This window comes from Streptomyces sp. NBRC 110611 (assembly GCF_001590865.1).
Taxonomy (GTDB): Bacteria; Actinomycetota; Actinomycetes; order Streptomycetales; family Streptomycetaceae; genus Streptomyces.
Genome location: NZ_BBUY01000041.1, coordinates 1 through 16328, shown reverse-complemented (window position 1 = coordinate 16328; position 16328 = coordinate 1). Strand labels below are relative to the sequence as shown.

Annotated in this window: 12 protein-coding genes and 7 pseudogenes; 14 read left to right on the top strand and 5 right to left on the bottom strand. The window is 68.6% G+C overall.

Going from position 1 to position 16328, the window contains the following annotated elements:
- Positions 1-78: 78 nt before the first annotated feature.
- The 3 genes and pseudogenes from AZE13_RS32660 (at position 79) to AZE13_RS35015 (ending at position 2148) form a co-directional block, all read left to right on the top strand.
- Positions 79-282, top strand: coding sequence for a YncE family protein (locus AZE13_RS32660; RefSeq protein ID WP_258528156.1), 204 nt, complete (start codon positions 79-81; stop codon positions 280-282).
- 796 nt (positions 283-1078) lie between these two features.
- Positions 1079-1258: pseudogene (locus AZE13_RS35020) on the top strand (Sua5 family C-terminal domain-containing protein); the annotation flags it as partial.
- Positions 1259-1325: 67 nt separating this feature from the next.
- Positions 1326-2148, top strand: a pseudogene (locus AZE13_RS35015) (IS5 family transposase).
- 410 nt (positions 2149-2558) lie between these two features.
- Here the strand turns inward: AZE13_RS35015 and AZE13_RS32645 are convergent.
- Positions 2559-3109: pseudogene (locus AZE13_RS32645) on the bottom strand (carbonic anhydrase); the annotation flags it as partial.
- 1085 nt (positions 3110-4194) lie between these two features.
- Here AZE13_RS32645 and AZE13_RS32640 point away from each other — a divergent pair.
- The 3 genes from AZE13_RS32640 to AZE13_RS32630 all read left to right on the top strand — a co-directional run bounded on the left by AZE13_RS32640 (position 4195) and on the right by AZE13_RS32630 (position 6661).
- Complete coding sequence (locus AZE13_RS32640; protein WP_066940282.1) at positions 4195-4788, top strand: carbonic anhydrase; 594 nt, start codon at positions 4195-4197, stop codon at positions 4786-4788.
- 73 nt (positions 4789-4861) lie between these two features.
- Positions 4862-6319 (top strand): SulP family inorganic anion transporter, encoded by a 1458-nt coding sequence (locus AZE13_RS32635; RefSeq protein WP_066940279.1) that lies wholly within the window; start codon positions 4862-4864, stop codon positions 6317-6319.
- A gap of 156 nt (positions 6320-6475) precedes the next feature.
- On the top strand, positions 6476-6661 hold the full coding sequence (locus tag AZE13_RS32630; RefSeq protein ID WP_066940276.1) for a hypothetical protein: 186 nt from the start codon (positions 6476-6478) through the stop codon (positions 6659-6661).
- A gap of 790 nt (positions 6662-7451) precedes the next feature.
- On the opposite strand, the gene AZE13_RS32625 is transcribed toward AZE13_RS32630, so the two are convergent.
- A complete protein-coding gene (locus AZE13_RS32625; RefSeq protein ID WP_079124619.1) occupies positions 7452-7793 on the bottom strand; it encodes an STAS domain-containing protein in 342 nt (113 codons plus the stop codon).
- A gap of 117 nt (positions 7794-7910) precedes the next feature.
- Positions 7911-8134: pseudogene (locus AZE13_RS38775) on the bottom strand (IS5/IS1182 family transposase); the annotation flags it as partial.
- 381 nt (positions 8135-8515) lie between these two features.
- Between AZE13_RS38775 and AZE13_RS32620 the strand changes: the two are divergent.
- On the top strand, positions 8516-9259 hold the full coding sequence (locus AZE13_RS32620) for a hypothetical protein (protein WP_107288579.1): 744 nt from the start codon (positions 8516-8518) through the stop codon (positions 9257-9259).
- Between the two features lie 78 nt (positions 9260-9337).
- Positions 9338-9501 (top strand): annotated as a pseudogene (locus tag AZE13_RS39175) (IS630 family transposase); the annotation flags it as partial.
- Positions 9502-9720: 219 nt separating this feature from the next.
- On the opposite strand, the gene AZE13_RS32615 reads toward AZE13_RS39175, so the two are convergent.
- A complete protein-coding gene (locus AZE13_RS32615; protein ID WP_079124618.1) occupies positions 9721-10893 on the bottom strand; it encodes a PucR family transcriptional regulator in 1173 nt (390 codons plus the stop codon).
- A gap of 220 nt (positions 10894-11113) precedes the next feature.
- On the opposite strand from AZE13_RS32615, the gene AZE13_RS36590 reads away from it, so the two are divergent.
- From AZE13_RS36590 to AZE13_RS32595, 6 genes and pseudogenes are all read left to right on the top strand, one after another.
- Positions 11114-11266 (top strand): hypothetical protein, encoded by a 153-nt coding sequence (locus tag AZE13_RS36590; protein WP_258528155.1) that lies wholly within the window; start codon positions 11114-11116, stop codon positions 11264-11266.
- Positions 11267-11288: 22 nt separating this feature from the next.
- A complete protein-coding gene (locus AZE13_RS32610) occupies positions 11289-11765 on the top strand; it encodes a DUF3040 domain-containing protein (protein ID WP_066940273.1) in 477 nt (158 codons plus the stop codon).
- Positions 11752-12213, top strand: a complete 462-nt coding sequence (locus AZE13_RS32605) for a CBS domain-containing protein (protein ID WP_066940269.1) — start codon at positions 11752-11754, stop codon at positions 12211-12213. The genes AZE13_RS32610 and AZE13_RS32605 overlap by 14 nt, the downstream gene beginning before the upstream one ends.
- A gap of 57 nt (positions 12214-12270) precedes the next feature.
- A complete protein-coding gene (gene nhaA, locus AZE13_RS32600; protein ID WP_079124617.1) occupies positions 12271-13764 on the top strand; it encodes a Na+/H+ antiporter NhaA in 1494 nt (497 codons plus the stop codon).
- A gap of 264 nt (positions 13765-14028) precedes the next feature.
- Positions 14029-14232 (top strand): annotated as a pseudogene (locus AZE13_RS38770) (ornithine decarboxylase); the annotation flags it as partial.
- A 1032-nt stretch (positions 14233-15264) separates the two neighbouring features.
- A complete protein-coding gene (locus tag AZE13_RS32595; protein WP_066940266.1) occupies positions 15265-15528 on the top strand; it encodes a GlsB/YeaQ/YmgE family stress response membrane protein in 264 nt (87 codons plus the stop codon).
- A 445-nt stretch (positions 15529-15973) separates the two neighbouring features.
- Here the strand turns inward: AZE13_RS32595 and AZE13_RS32590 are convergent.
- Positions 15974-16328, bottom strand: a pseudogene (locus AZE13_RS32590) (SPFH/Band 7/PHB domain protein); the annotation flags it as partial.

The following is a 16328-nucleotide window of genomic DNA, read 5'->3' as shown; positions in this document are numbered from 1 at the left end:
CTCCTTCGGACAAAGGCTGCAGGGCCGAGAGACCGGGCAGTGTGACCGTCGCGCCGGATCGAGTGCATGCTTCGTCACGTGCTCGACCCGGCCTCGCATGCGACCCAGAACATCCCGGTGGGAGACTTCCCCAGCGGGATCAGCGCGCTGCCCTCCGGCAAGCAGGTGTTCGTCTCCAACACGGGTTCCGGCACGGTTTCGGTCATCGATACCCACACCAACAAGGCGGTGGCTTTGCCGACCGGACACGATCCCGAAGGTGTCCCCATCACCCCACGCTGAGCTTGCCCTTCAGCCCAAACGCCGCAATCGGCTCCACCTTGAATCAATTTCTGAAGGTGTGGGACGGCCGGTGTCCGTGATGCTTTGGCGGTTCCCGCGTTAGATAGCGTGCCACTGACAGGTGTTGCCCTGATACGTCCCAGGCTCGGCATCTGTCTGTGGCCGGCCCCGGCTCCGCGCCCGGCGTCGGGGCCTCGTCGCACGCTCTGCGTGCGGAGCCGGCCGCGTCGGCGTGGCCTGCGGCAGTCGCATGCCGATGGTGCGAAGGTCGCATGTGCCGTCGTCGGCCGTGGGCGTTCTGCTCCCGGGCGCCGGCTGCGTCCAGTGATGGCTCTCCCTCGCCTGACTGTCCCCAGGAGTTCGCCCAAGCGACCGTGTAGAGAGACGCTACCGCTATTCAAACTCACATACGGCGTAGACTGTGGCCTTCCTTGTCGAGGAGGGCCACTCGCCGTGATTGGAAATTCGCACAGTCCAGCCCTTGCCGTCACTTGTCGGGTGGTTGGCCGACGCGAAAGAATTCCTTTTCTGTTTGGCTCCTTGAGCCATGACAACGATTTCCCAGTTGCTACTGAGTAGGCGCCGATCCCTTGACCAAATCATCCAATTGGAGCTTAGTTACCCTGCCTCCGGGTGCCCCGAGCCAGCGGGCGCTGCGAGCAGCACCAGCAGGCAGGCGAACATGAGTGAGCGTCGCGTGGCGGTGCCCGAGCGTCCGTTGCACTGACCAGGCGGGTACCCACCCCCTCCACTGTCCGCGTGGCAGGGAGACGACCGCTGGTTCGCCCGCCCCTTGCACGCCGTGGTAGCGGTTCCCGCTTCGATGGCCGCCTTCGCGCGCGGGCCGTACGGGTTCTTGCGCGAACTCGACCAGCAAGGGTGCGGCCTCATCGTCGCGTCCTTGCCGGTGGAGGAGGGCCTGGGACTCGCGATCGTCAACCGGCTTCGCCGCGCAGCGGGGCCCCGGCCCTCTTAGAACTCGTAACGAAATGACCTCCGAGGTGGTTGGATCCCTTGGGGACTTCGTAATCCGGGGGTGCGGGGTGGCGCGGTGCAAGCCGTGGGAAGTTGACGATGAGCTGTGGGCTGTTATCGAGCCGCTGCCACCCAAGGTGGAACGCCGGGTGTGACATCCGGGACGCAAGCGGCATCCGGACCGGCTGGTGTTCCAGGGCATCCTGTTCGTCCTGCACACCGGGATCGCCTGGGAACACCTGCTGCAGGAACTCGGCTTCGGCTCGGGAATGACCTGCTGGCGCCGCCTGGCCGAGTGGACCGAGGCCAGAGTGTGGTCGCGATTGCACGCGGTCCTGCTGGCCGAACTCCGCCGCGCGAACGCTTTGGCTTCTCCCGGGCAGCGGTCGACGGCTCCCACGTCCGGGCGCTAAAGGGGGTGCCAAGACCGGACGAAGCCCAGTCGCCCGGGGCAGAACAGGCAGTAAGCACCACCTGATCACCGAAGCCACCGGCATCCCGCTCGCCGCCACCCTGACCGGAGGCAACCGCAACGACGTCACCCAGCTGATCCCGCTCCTCCAGGCCGTGCCGCCGGTGCGAGGCAAGCGCGGTCGGCCCCGCCACCGACCAGACGCGGTGCTGGCCGACCGCGGCTACGACCACGACAAGTACCGCCGCCTACTCTGGGCTCTCGGCGTGAAACCGGTGATCGCCCGCCGGGGCACCGAGCACGGATCCGGGCTTGGCACCCAACGCTGGGTCGTGGAACGCGCGTTCGTACATCTGTACTGGTTCCGCCGGCTGCGGATCCGGTGGGAGATCCGCGACGACACCCACCAAGCCTTCCTCACCCTCGGCTGCGCACTCATCTGCTGGCGACGCCTGAACGCAACGCATGCCAAAAGATGATTCCGCTTCCCCCACTCGGCGGAGGGCCCGCCATGGAGACGGTACCCAGGCGGGACGCCTGGACTCCGGCAACGGAGCACTGTGGACCCGACCGACGACAGCCGTCGGCCGGGTTTGGACCCCGAGGCAGGAGTGGAGACGACCCAGGTGGTAACGCCAGCAGTCCAGAAGGTCGTGGCGCTGTGCAGTGCGGCTGCCGCGCCCTACATCGCCCTGAAGTCGCAGCGCACCCGGGATCGTCACTCCCGCAGCACGCCGACCGCCTCAAAGCTCATTTCGTTAGGGGTTCTTAAGAGAGCAGCACCGCCGCTGTTCGATATCTCTGCCGGATCGGCAGAGCATGCTCCGGCAGGCTGTCCCCGGTTGCCGGGAACGCCGAGCAGGGCGGTTGGCAGCGCGTTTCGCCGTGCGGGGACAGCAGCCCTGATCAAGCCGTGGGAGGCGACCAGTTGCGCACTGCCATCGGCCAGCCGGTAGGACAGACCCGCCACGGCGAGGCGGCCGACGGCGACTCGCTCGGAAAGGATGTGGGAGCGGTCCAGCAGCAGGTCGACGGTGTGCCGGATGTGCTCGTGAAGGATCCCTTCGGCCGTCTCGCGACCGGCGGCGCGGGCAGCCGCGATAGCCCCGCACGAGTCGTGGCCCAGGACCAGGACCAGCGGGCAGTCCAGCAAGCTCACCCCGCACTTGATGCTGCCCAGCACCTCCGAACCGACGACATGCCCCGCGGTGCGCACCACGAACAGGTCACCCAGCCCCTGGTCGAAGACGATCTCGGCGGCCAGCCGGGAGTCGGAGCACCCGAACAGCACCGCGAAGGGGCTCTGGGCCGGTGCGGGGTCTCGGTGCGGCGCGCGGCGTCCTGGTTGGGGTGCTCGGGCGAGCCGGTGACGAACCGCTGGTTGCCGGCCGGCAGCATCTCGAAGGCGTCATCGGGAGTCGGCGTCAGTATGTCGGTCATGGCGGCAGGCTACGGCCGTCCCCGGTCAAACGCGCGGCCGGCCCACGGACGGCGGACCTCGCATCTCCTCGGTCAGTACGCTCAGCCGCCGGGCGATGTCGCCCTTGGCCCGCCTCGTCAGTGCGCTGTGAAGCCGCTCGATCCATAACGGCCTGCCCTGCACCGCCTGGCTATGCGCAAGCCTCTTCATCCCGCAACGCCGCCACACACCACCAACGACGCCCGCAAGGCACGGGCTTTACACCACAGGAGTGGATCTTCCGGGGATCGTTGCCGTCCATGCGACGCCGAAAACAGCCGAGCCGAGTCAGGCGGCCTGGCCGAGACCGCCGGCAGCCAGGTCCTGTTCCCTGAGCGGGTGAAGTCGACGTCCAGCTTCGGGGCCGTATGCCACGGCCTTGTCCAGGGCGGTCGACGCCAGCATGGCCATCGCCTACGCCATTGGTGGGCCGGGGGCGGTCGCAACCCGACGTGCGCCGCTGGTCCTCTGGGTCCGCTGGGCGTAAATGAACGTTAGGCAATCAGTACGTGGCGCTTGCGTGAAGGCGTCGCTTCCGAAGTGCCACGGTGCTTGCGGAAGCGCTCATTCGCCCTTTGCTCTGCGGGGCGTACGCCTGAGCACGTCACATTCGACGATACGACAATCACCCGAACGGGATAACGTTTGACCATGACTTGACCTTCGGCCGTGAGGTAATCTCCAGGCAAAGAGGTGTTCGCGGTAGCCAAGTCGTGTTGGCTGAAGGCGCTGACGCGGCGGCACGCACGTGGTCTGGCCAACGGCCACGTTACTCGGGGGAGATTGCTGATGGAGTGGCAACGGAGGCCACACGATTCCGGACACCGGTCAGCACGCTCACGCCCGGGCCGCAGACGTTCCCACGGCTACCGCCATGCGGTGGCGGGGCGCTTGGTGCTGTAGGCGCGAGCATCGTCCCGTCCCGGATCACCTCATCGCGTCGACGATGACGCAGGAGCACACCGGCTGTCATGTCCTTCGGGCAGGCCGGGCACCACCCTTCCACTGATGACCTGAACACACCGCGCTCGCAAACAACGCTTGTGGGCGCAGGAGGTAGGCCACCATGAAGTCCCTGGTTGACAACGCACGATCCTTCACCACACACATGGCCGAGCGCGCCGAGGAGTTCCGCGCGCTTGAGGCCGGGCAGAACCCCGAGGTCCTGTTCATCACCTGTTCCGACTCTCGCGTGGTGCCGTCCCTGATCACCGGCGCACGGCCCGGTGAACTGTTCGAGCTCCGCACGGCGGGCAGCATCGTGCCCGAGTATCGCAGCGACAACCCCACCGGCGAGACGGCCACCATTGAGTTCGCCGTGCGGGTGCTGGGCGTCCGTGACGTCATCGTGTGCGGACACTCCCACTGCGGCGCGGTCAACGCCCTGGTGAGCGGCGGCGACCTGTCCGGCCTGCCCGCCGTGCAAGGCTGGCTGGAACGCGCGGCAGCCAAGCCCGAGACGACCACACCCCAGCCCCCGGACCTCGCCGAGGCGGTCCAGCGCCACGCCGTAGCCCAGCTGGAGCGGCTGCACACCCACCCCTGCATCGCGGAACGGGTAGAGGCGGGGACCTTGGAGGTGCACGCCTGGTACTACGAGGTCCATACCGGAGTGGTGCAGCAGTACGGACCGCACGACGCGTCTTTCCGGCCGCTGTGACCGGCATCCGCCCACCCCACGGGCCGCCGAGCACCTCTCCCCATCCGCTTCCGCCGTGCGAGGAAGTCCACTGATGCTCTCCACTCTCACAAAGCCCGCCCACCTGCGGCATGACGTTCTAGCCTCCCTCGTCGTCTTCCTGGTCGCCCTTCCCCTGTGCGTAGGCGTGGCCGTAGCCTCCGGAGTACCCGCCGAACTCGGCCTGATCACCGGCATCGTCGGCGGCCTGGTCGTCGGCTTCCTGCCCGGCAGCAGCCTCCAGGTCAGCGGCCCGGCCGCCGGCCTGACCGTCCTGGTCTTCGAGGCCGTCCAGGAATTCGGCCTCGGCGTTCTCGGGGCCATCGTCCTGCTCGCCGGCCTGGTCCAACTCGCCCTCGGCGCCTTTGGGTTCGGCCGGTTCTTCCGTGCGATATCGGTAGCCGTCGTCCAGGGCATGCTCGCCGGCATCGGCCTCGTGCTGATCTTCGGCCAGCTCTACACCATGGCCGGCGTCAAGCAGCCTCGCTCCGGGATCGACAAGATCCTCGGGGTGCCGCGCCTGGTCACTGAGATCGCCACCTCCAGCCAGGCCTTCACCGCGTTCGCCATCGGGGCGGCCACCATCGCCGTCCTCGTCCTGTGGAAGAAGCTTCCGGCCCAGGCCCAGATCGTGCCCGCCCCGCTGGCCGGCGTCGCACTGGCCACCGCCGCCACCGCCGTGGCCGGCTGGTCCGTCCCCCGCGTCGAGGTCCAAGGACTCCTCTCGGCCATCCAGCCGCCGGGAATGGACGACTTCGCCTCGCTGGGCAGCCTCGCCGCCGTCGGCACGGTGGTCGCCTTCGCGCTCATCGCCTCTGCCGAAAGCCTCTTCAGTGCCGCCGCCGTCGACCGTATGCACGACGGCCCCCGCACCGACTACGACAAGGAACTGATGGCCCAGGGCGTGGGCAACACCGTCTGCGGCATCCTCGGCGCCCTGCCCCTGACCGCGGTCATCGTCCGCAGCTCCGCCAACGTCCAGGCCGGGGCCAGGACGAAGCTCTCCCGCATCCTGCACGGCCTCTGGCTGGTGCTGTTCGCCGCGCTCCTGCCGGCCGCGATCGGCATCATCCCCCTGGCCGCACTCGCCGGCGTCCTCGTCCACGCCGGCTGCAAACTCGTCCCCGTCAAGGACCTTATGCCCCTGTGGCGCACCCACCGCGGCGAAGCCCTTATCCTGGCCGTCACCGCGATCTCCATCATCACCACCAACATGTTCGAAGGTGTCCTCCTCGGCATCGTCCTCGCCGTGGTCAAGAGCGCTTGGGAAACCTCCCATATCCACCTCGACACCCACGAAACAACCGACGGCCGGTTCATCGTCACCCTCACCGGCTCCGCCACCTTCCTCCGCCTGCCCCGCATGCTCGAAACCCTCGAAGCACTCCCGCACGACCGGCCCGTCGAGCTCGACCTCTCCCAGGTACGTCACCTCGACCACGCCTGCCGCCTGACGCTGGAGAACTGGGCACAACAGCGAGGAACCACCATCAAGACGCTCACGAAAGCCTGACCGTCGGCCACGCGCCTCGAACGCACGCCCTGCCGCACAGCAAATCACCCACGACTCCTCCCCTGCTGCCCCTCGCCTGACGCCGGGCGAGGGGCAGCACACCACACTCCGACACCCCGCTTCGTCCACGGCACGAAACGCTTCAAGGAGGCAACGGTGTTCGATCTCAGGACCGAGGCAGAAATGCGCCTGTACTCAGAAAAGCTGGCCAAGCAACTCGCCCTGAAAAGGCACCGTGAAGAGATCAGCGCGAACAACGCCGACACCCCAACGGCGCCTCCGGCTGACGAAGGGAACACGCAAGGGACCGGGGCGCCGGACATCAAGCAGAAGCCCCTGTAGACGCGGAACCGCGAGGCGGGAAAAGCCACCCGAGATCCTCCTCGCGGCCCAGGACACGCTGGCGGAACACGCTTTCCAGGGCAAGTGCCCACCTGATCCTCGTCCACGACCTGTGACAGGCGCCCTGCCCGCGGGAGATTTCAATGTGGTCCACGCGCAGAGTGTGTTCCCCATTCCCTGATCGAGGTCACTGACGAGTGCATGTCCCACATCGCCGCGTCCTCGTGTCGAACGGCTACTTCGACTTCACCTTCAACCGGCCTGCCGTAGCGGCCCGAAGAGCTGGAACCGGCCGCTACGTATGTCGCGGAGCCGCACTGCCGCAAGCCGACCCATTTGGTCCAGGGGACGAGGACGAACTACGCGTTTCCTGTCCTTCCGCCCGCCGCGCCGCCGACGGCGTCATGACGGGCAGCCCGCCCTACGGCTCCGGGGCGAGCTTTCCTACTCGCCGACTTCACGCGCGAGGACATGTTCGGTGCGGCCAGCACGCAGCGGTCTTCATCCGCTGACCGGCGAAGTGCAAGGGCTCCGCGCCTTGAGGTGGGGAAGGGGAGCCCGGGCCACCGACGGCCCCGACGCCGGGCGCGGGGTCGGGGCCGACCGCGCGCACGCGTCGTGCCTGGACACCAGGACACGCGGTGTGCTGCATAACCCGGGCGCGGCGAAAGCGTCACGGGCGACAAGGTCGGTGGCCACGACGGCGCTTCGGCCGGTGCCGCAGGTGACGGCGGCGCGCCCGCCCGCGCCGTGTAGCGTCCGCCGGTGTGCTTCTGCGGGCGGGTACGGCCTACTCGTCAATCACGGCGATGGCGTCGAGTCCGACGTCACGCAGGGTGCGCTGAATGGCTCGCCGGGCCCCGTGGATGGTGAGCGACGCGGTCTCCAGCCGCCGGGTGGACGCTCGCAGGAGCGCGTAGGCGCAGGCCAGGTCGAAGCGAGTGACTTCGCTCATGTCCACAATCCACTCCCGGGCCTCATTCAGCGCAGGAGCGCTGAGCCGTTGTTCCAGTTCCCGTAGGTCTCCAGGTCCGAAGTCCGCGGCCAGAGCCAGTTCGGCGCGCCGGCCGTCGGTCGCCGTGACCGCTATGGCAGGCCCGTGCGGCGGGGGAGAGGGAGGTTCGGCTGCCACGGCGCACTCCTTCGCGGTCGGCGACGCTCCGGCGTACTTTCATGGTTGCCTAAGGTGTAGGTGGCGGACAGGTCCGCGCACGGGCAACACGAACCGGTTAAGGACCTGTCCGGGCGATCACGTTCGAAGCCAGAGGGCCAGGGTTGCTGCTGTAGCCGTGCCGCGGAAGACGTAGCCGCGCTTGTCGTAACGGTCGCTACGGCTCGGGCGTGCTTGAGCCGGTTGATTGCCTGTTCGACGGCATTGCGCTTCCTGTACCGCCCTTCGTCGAACCCCGGTGGGCGGGCGGCCTGGCTGTCGTTCTTCTCCGGGATGCTGTGCCGGATGCCCCGGCGCCGCAACTACTCGCGGCAGGGCCGCGCTCACCTTGGCCGCCGTCACGATCGCCACGAAGGTGCTCGCCAGCTGGTATGCGCATGGGGCCGGTCGCCTGCATGCTGGAATCGCACTCGTCGCGCGCGGCGAGTCCGCCCCGGCCATCACGGATCCCTGGTGCCGCATCAGGCAACGTTTGCCCTGTCGATAACCGTGCGCGGGCGCCGGCCTCGTTGCGCCGGAGCACAGCCGGTTCGTGGCCCGATGTCCTAGTTCCAAGGTCGCTGTCGCGATGGGGCCATCGGCCGATGACCGCATCGACCACCGAAGTGATCATGAGGGTTGTTCGCTCTAGGGGCGGCAGTTCCGCGCTCGTGCACATGCAACTCGAAGCAAGAGGACCAGAAATGACCAAGGCAGACGACGGTAACCTGAAGCTCTCCTACACCGACGGGCGGCGTGCCACGATCGGCATCGATGCCGTCAACCGGGTCCTGCGCGCCGTGGGTGTTCACGTAAGCCAGACCCCGATTCCGGCGGAAGCGCGCCCGATTCTGGTCGCGTCCAGGACCCGGGCGGTGACGGACGACGAGAACGCGGAACTGATCTCGCTGTTCAGCCTGCACCGCGGGGACTTGCTGGCACATGTTCAGCTGGCTGGGCGCGAGCCGGAGGCGCACCGTGGAGGCTTCCTGAACCCCTCCGAGTACGGGGTCGCCCCCTACCCGAAGGTCTACGACATGAAGACCATGGATGCCGACGCGCGGCACGCCGCGCAGGTGCGGTTCGGACGTCTCCACGTCAACAGCTCCGATCACGGTGTCGGCATCGACGAGGTGATGACGGTCGTCTCCGGCGGCCCGTGGACGTGGTTCTACTGGCTGCCCGACGGAGTGGTCGCCAAGCTGTCGGTGCCCGCCGTGGAGATCGGCGACCCGGCCTGGCACGTCAGCTACCCCGGCATCCGGCCCCACGGGGCCTTCCTCGACGCCGAGCACGGCCTGGTCGTGGCGAACGCCCACGGTCCCGAGAAGTTCGTCATGCGCTACGAGGAGCCGAGCGTGGAGGGAGCGGAGGCGCTGGGTACGAACCCGTGGATCGACTTCAGCGGCGACGCCCCGCGGCTGCTGACCGAAGTGACGTCCTACTGACCCGTACCCGAGGTGAACAACCTGGCTAGTGCCGCATCAGCCAACGTAGGCCCTCGCGGCGGCCTCTCGTAGGCGGGCATCGAGGCCCAGTGCACCGCCCTGCACTACTTCACCCTCGACGGCACTGACCACGCCGGCAACAAAGAACAGGGCAGCCTGATCCGCCGCACATCATCTGGCGGAACCGTCACGCCGGCGACCAGCGACTACGAGCCGTCATCGACAGGGCGAACGTTGCCTGATGCGGCACTGGTCACCCGCCTTACGGCGCCGTCCGGGTACAGCGAACCCCGCACACGACCACGTCCAAGAACAGCACGGGCTGAGGGCCGGACCGCTTACAGCTCTCGTCGTGATCACAGCATCGGCACTCACACTTCATGTGTCCGCACGCCACATCCTTGGCCACGCCGGGGCGCCCCGAGGCACACCGGAGTGATGGATGTCGGGTGGCGACGAGCTCAGTCGGTGGGTTGGAGGGGGTGGTCTGGCCAGTCCAGGAGCTGGGCGCCGAGTGCGGCGGTCTGGAGGATGTAGCGCTGGCCCGGGTCGGTGGGGTCGTGGCCGGTGAGTTGCCGTATGCGGCCGAGACGGTAGCCGACGGCGCGGACGCTCAGGCCCAGTCGGCGGGCTGTTGCTGCCTTCAGGCAGCCGCTGGCGAAGTACGTGGTGAGGGTGTCCAGCAATGTGCGGGGGCCGCCGCGGGCGGCCTCCAGTCCGCCGAGGACGGTGGCCACCAGGTCGGTGATGGCTGCGCGGTCTCTGCCGAGGACCTGGAATACCAGCACGTCGGAGGCGTTGACGACCGTGGTGGTCAGGTTCAGCCGGGTGGCGAGGTCGAGGGTGGTGCGGGCCTCTTGGTAGGAGCGGACGATGCCGCCGGGGCCGGGACGGGGCCGGCTGACGGCGATGGTGTACCGCTCTCCCACCGCGTGGCACACAGCGGTGGCAAAGTGCTGCGGAACTTCGGGTACGGCACCGGGCGAGACGCACACGAGCAGGGTGTCCTTGGCGGTGATCAGTACGTCCCGCGCGCTGAAGCTGGCGCTCAGCGCTTCCTCGACGTAGCGGGTCGCGGGGTCGCCCGCGCCGAAAGGATCGGCGGCGCGGGCGACGGCGACGGTGTGCGGACCGACCAGCCGGAGCCCGAAGCGCTCGGCGCGTTCGGCGAGCCGGCCGAGGTTGGTAGGGCCTTCGAGGAGGTCGTCGACGAACTCCCGTCGGGTGGCTTCCGCACCGCGGATGGCCACTCGGTGAGCGGTCTCGTACCCCTCGGTCAGCGCCACGGTCGTATCGGTGATCGCCCGTATGAGTGCCGAGGCGACGTCCCGGAGTTCCCGGAGATCCTGCGCTTTCAGGGCGCCCGGCAGGTCTGACCACGCATGGCACGCAGGGGTGAGGAACGCGGCGACCAGGGTCCGCAGGTCCGTCTCCCGGGACGCCGCGGTGGCCGCCAGCCGTCGCACGTCGTCGAGGTACCCGTCCGGCAGGCGACGCCGGGTGACGGAGACCCGCGCGAGCTGTTCCAGGTAGCGGTCGAGATCACCGGGCCGCGGCGCGTTCTCCGCGGGAGGCGGCCCCGTGGCGCCTGGTGCGGCGGGTGCGGGATGAGGGGCAGGGTGTCCCGTCGCCATGGGAACATTTTGCCGGAATGCGGCAAAAAATGTCGCCTCAAGACGGCTGCCCTTTGCCGCCTCCGGCGGGAGTCCGGAGAGCCCCCGGGGGTAGTCCCTGACTAGAGCATCTCCGGTTGAACGTCACACTCAGGGCCGAAGGGATACGACACCGTGCCCCGAAGCCGCCCGGCTCACTGCTGCGGAGGTTCGCCCAGGTCCTCCCGGTGTACTGGCGTGCTTGCTCGCCGCTCCCGCCATGGCGGAGGTCTCCTCCGACCGGAGTTCCACGCTGATCTCTCCGCTGCCGATGGAGGTGCTCCGCCTCGTCGACATGCCCTGCGCGCCCCGGGCCCAGCCCACCGCCCCGGTGGGCCAGGCGCCGCAGCCCTGAGCACCGGAGCGAGGTGGTGACCATGAGCAAGCCCTCGAAGGACGACCGGCGCATTCTCCGGGAGATGGAACGGCACCTGACCCTGGACGACCCTGAGCTGGCCGCCCGGCTGGACGCGCTGAACGACCAGTTCGCGGTCGGGGCGGGAGGCCGGAATCCTGACCGGCCCCGGGACGCCCGCGCCACCGACCACGGATGGGGCGCGGCCGACGACCACGACGGCGAGCACCACAAGCCCCGGGGCTGGCGGTGGACGGCCGCCGTAGTCCTCGGCGTGCTGGCCTTGATCGGCATGATCCTCGTCGGAATCTTCACCAAACCGCCCCCTGGCGACGGCAACCCGGGCAGGCCCCAGGGCTCTTCCCCAGCCCAGTCCGTGCTTGTCCGGAGCCCCGTGGCTGATCCCGACGACCGGCAGATCCTCCAGTCCCGCACGGGAGTCCCGAACCCGCGCTCGTTGACGGAGCACCCGGAGGGCGGAATCCATGCGCGCACGTGACCTCGCGGAGCCGTACGTGGCGGTCAGGAGTGACGCCGACGCCGTCGACGCGGTCCGCCTGTTGGTGGAACGGTGCCTGCCCGGCATCCTGGTGGTCGGCCCGGCCGGACGGCCGTACGCCATCCTGCCCGCCTCCGACCTGGTCAGAACGCTGGTTCCCGGCTACGTACAGGAAGACCCGCTGCTGGCCGAGGTGATCGACGAATCCCACGCCGACCACCTGTGCCGCGCGCTGCGGGGCCGGACCGTCGCCGACTGCCTGCCCGTGGGGCGGCCCTACCTCCCCACCATTGGTCCCGACAGCACGGCCGTGGAGATCGCAGAGCTCATGGCCCGGGTGCGCACCCCCCTCGTCGCAGTCATCGCACCCGGTGCTGCAAGCCAGGACCCACTGATCGGGGTGGTGACCGCCACACGGCTGTTGCAGTACCTCCTCCAGGCCGCGTAAGCGCCCACGCCGTCGCACGACTACGGCCCCTGCCGCGAACAACGAGAGGCCCACCGGATGCGCGCAGCGAACCGCAAGCCCCGTACCGTCCTCGGCCGCCTGCCGCTACCGGAGCGGACCGTCGTGGCGGATGCGCTGCGGACGGAGACCGTGGGCGGCATGGTGCTGCTCGCTGCCGCAGCCGTGGCGCTGATCTGGGCCAACACCCCCGCGAGCGACGCCTACGCGGCCGTACGGGACTTCCACTTCGGCATCGAGGCACTGGGTCTCGACCTGTCCCTGGCGCAGTGGACGGCCGACGGACTGCTGACGATCTTCTTCTTCGTCGCCGGCGCCGAACTCAAACGTGAACTGGTGGTCGGGGAACTCCGCCACCCCGGAACAGCGATCCTGCCCGTGGTCGCAGCCGCCTGCGGGATGGCCGTACCCGCACTCGTCTACGGCCTCGTCGCGACTTCCATGGGCGGTTCGTGGAACGGCTGGGCGGTCCCCATGGCCACCGACATCGCCTTCGCACTGGGCGTCCTCGCCGTCATCGACACCCATCTGCCCTCCGCGCTACGCGCCTTCCTGCTCACCCTGGCGGTGGTCGACGACCTCGGCGCCATCATCGTCATCGCCCTCTTCTACACCTCGACCATCCACCTGCCCGCACTCATCGGCGCCATCCTCGGACTGGCACTCTTCTTCCACCTGCACGACCAGCGGCGCGTACACGGCTGGTACTGGTACCTGCCCCTCGCACTGATCATCTGGGGCCTGACGTACGCCAGCGGGGTCCACGCCACCGTGGCGGGAGTCGCCATGGGTCTGCTGCTGCGGGCGACCGAGGACGGAGAGAGCGGCAGACGCCCGGTGGAGCGGATCGCACACCTGGTCCGCCCGGTCTCGGCCGGGATGGCCGTCCCCCTCTTCGCCCTGTTCGCCGCCGGAGTCACGGTCTCCGGCGACACCCTGAGCCACGTCTTCAGCAGCCCGGAGCCCCTGGGCGTGGCCCTCGGGCTGGCCGCGGGCAAGGTGCTGGGCGTCTTCGGCGGCTGCCGACTCGCTGTCCGCTTCACCCGCGCCCGCCTCGGCGCCGGCCTGGCCTGGGCTGACGTGACCGCTGTGGCCATGCTGGCCGGCATCGGGTTCACCGTATCCCTGCTGATCGGCGAACTGGCCTACCCGGACCCAGCGGATGCCGAGCACATCAAGGCTGCCGTCCTCGTCGGATCCCTGGCCTCCGCGCTTCTCGCCTCGCTGCTGCTGAGAATGCGGAACAGCAAGTACCGGCGGCTGTACGAGGAGGAGATCGCCAACTCGAACGGCGATGCCGTCCCCGACGCCCATGGCGTAAACAACATCGACCAGCAGGACGGTCCTGCCTGCCGCCCCCCTGGCACCGGCCCCCAGCATCCGAACGCGGAACGGTCCGTGCCCACCCACGAAGCGGCGCGACGTGGCCTTCTCTCACTCCGCGCGCTCCACGCTGCGTGCCCGCGACTCCTGATGACGGCTACATGGGCCGGCGGCGGACGTGCTTGTCGATGGCGACGACAAGCACGGTGAGCGGGGCGATTCCCAGGATGCACAGCCATGCCTGTGTGGGGTGATGGGTGCGGTGCGGAAGAGATGATTCATGGTCAGCAGGTGGGTGAGGGCGAGCTGGCCAGCTGTCTGGGCGAGGACCCCACCGCGTCCTTGGCCGCCTCGGTCCCGCTGCCCCCCCCATGGCCACACCGATGTTGGCCTGGCGCAGGGCCGCGGCGCTGCGTGGCGCACATCTCACCTTGTGACGCAACATCACGCCGGACGTGTTCACCAGGATGGCGCTTCTTCACCACCGGCGGACGCTCGTTGTCAGTGAAGGCCGCCATGCTCGCCGTCGCACACCCCTACCGGAAGCTGCTCGTCAGCCGGGACGCACACAAGTCCGTCGTCTCCGTGCCCATCCTGTCCGGCATCCAGCCCGTTTGAGTGCACCCGCGCTGGGACGCTGACCTGCACCTGGCGCATCCGACGTCCGCCGGCGATTTCGCGAGTCTGGCGTGGCGCAGCTGGGCGGTGGGGAGGAGCCAGCCGACAGCCTCGGAATGGCCGGGCGGGCACGCGAGACTGCCGACTGGCTGAGCGTTGCGCGGTCTGAGGTGAGTGGCGCCGCGCAACGCTGGTCGCTATCGGACCGGGCACGGTGAGTGGTCCACCGGTCTGGTCCATACAGCGTCATCCTGCCGGCCAGTTCATGCCCGGCCAGGATCCAGTAGGCGACGAGCGGTACGCAGATCGGCTCACCCACCGTCATGAAGGGGGAAGGGAAAGCATCCAACTCTGCTAACAGCCAGCGAGGTTGGGCGCCCGGTACGCCTACCGTTCAGATCGTGGGCCAACGGCTCATGGCATGACGCCCGACCCTGTTGGCGCGAATGCTGCGATGCGGCCGTCGCGTACACGTCCTCAGCCGGCAGGGGCTGTTCGATGCACACCTGAGACGGCTTTGATCGGCGGATGGTTCCAGCGGCGTGGGCCTGACCGGCATCAGCGGGTGAATTCACAGCTGTCAAGACTTGGCATGCCGCGCATTCCAGTACTATTCCGCTGCATTCGGATGACCAAGGGTAAGTAGCGGATGGTCCACGCCCGGCAGCGAAGACGCAGAGAAGTACCGATCGCTCTGGCGCTCGCGTCATCGAGGTGTTCGGTGAGGCGGAACAGGGCGAGCAGGGTGATGGCGCGGACGGCGTCGCGTTCGCCTCGTCGAGGGCGGTGAGGGCGGCATCGACGGGGCGTTCCTGGGCACGGGGCCAGGCGCCGAACTGGACGCGTCCGACGTCGGTGAGGGTAACCACGGCAGCGCGGCGGTCACCCGGATCGATGCCGCGGGCGCCTGCTGCGTGAGAGGCACCTTTTCGTCCGCGTGGAGTAGTGCGCCTGCGGGGCCCAGAGGAGCGCGTGACGCCGCCTCCCGCCAGGCCTCCTCACCCAACTCCCTCACAGGCAATCCCCGAACGTCGGTGCACGGCAGGGCCGAAGTGGGCATCACACAGCAAGGACATACGGGAAGGGATGGCTATGGAGATCTCCGGAGTCATCAGTGCCATCGTGATCGGCACCGTCATCGGCACGCTGGGACGGCTGCTCCTGCCGGGCCGTCAGCACATCGGCGTCCTGTGGACGATCGGTGTCGGTATCGTCGCGGCCTTCGTCGGCACCGGCATCGCCGCCGGCCTGGGAGTGGCGGACACTAAGGGCGTCGACTGGATCGAATGGCTCATCCAGATCGCCCTCGCCGCCGCAGGCGTAGCCGCCGTCGAACGCTTCAAAACCCGCAGCTGATCACATAGCCGAGGTGGGACTGCCGCCGCCCAAGGGCAGGCAGCGACCCCCTTCTCGACGGCGGATCGGCTACATCGGTGTGGCCGCCTGCGAGAGCACAAACGGGGTGACGGTCGAGCTCGCCGAGGACACGGCCAAGACCGACGCCCAGCGCCACGGTGCGGCGGCTGCCCGCACGGCCCGGTCTGTCTGCCGGGCAGCTTGAGGTCCCGGACTCGGTGCGACTCGCGTGCAGGAAACGCGACGTACCGTCCCTGCGTGCCGTGGTCGAAAAATAGCGACCCGGTGGCCGCTTCGGCGAGTTGTTCATCAGCGTCGGCGAGCGCGGAACGCAGGCCGAGTTCATGGCTGGGCACCGGAGATGAGCGGTACCGTGATCGACGCGCACGGGCTGGCCGAGAGCTCTGGAAGCCTCACGGCCAACCTGGCGGCAGCCGAGGTGGGCTCAATCGGCGCCGGACGTCTGCCCCCGGCGCGGCATCTGGGGCGACTTCGCGGCAGCAGCCTCTGCCTCCGCCTTGGCGTCGGTTACCGCGGCGGCGGCCTGCTTCACGGCCTCTTCAGCAGCCGTGGCGGCGTCGGGCAAAGCCTTCGAGCCTGCCTCAAGCTCCGCAGTCCGGCCTCCGTGCGACGCGTCGTCGTCAGCGTCGGCGGTGGCTGCTTCCTCAGGTTGCGCAGGTCTGGGCGGACTCGCCGTCGACTGACCACCGAACGCGCTGGTGACGGTCCGAACTGCCTCGGTCAGCTCCCCCGGGATCACCCAGAACGTGTTGTTGTCGCTCTTCGCCAAGTGCGGGAGT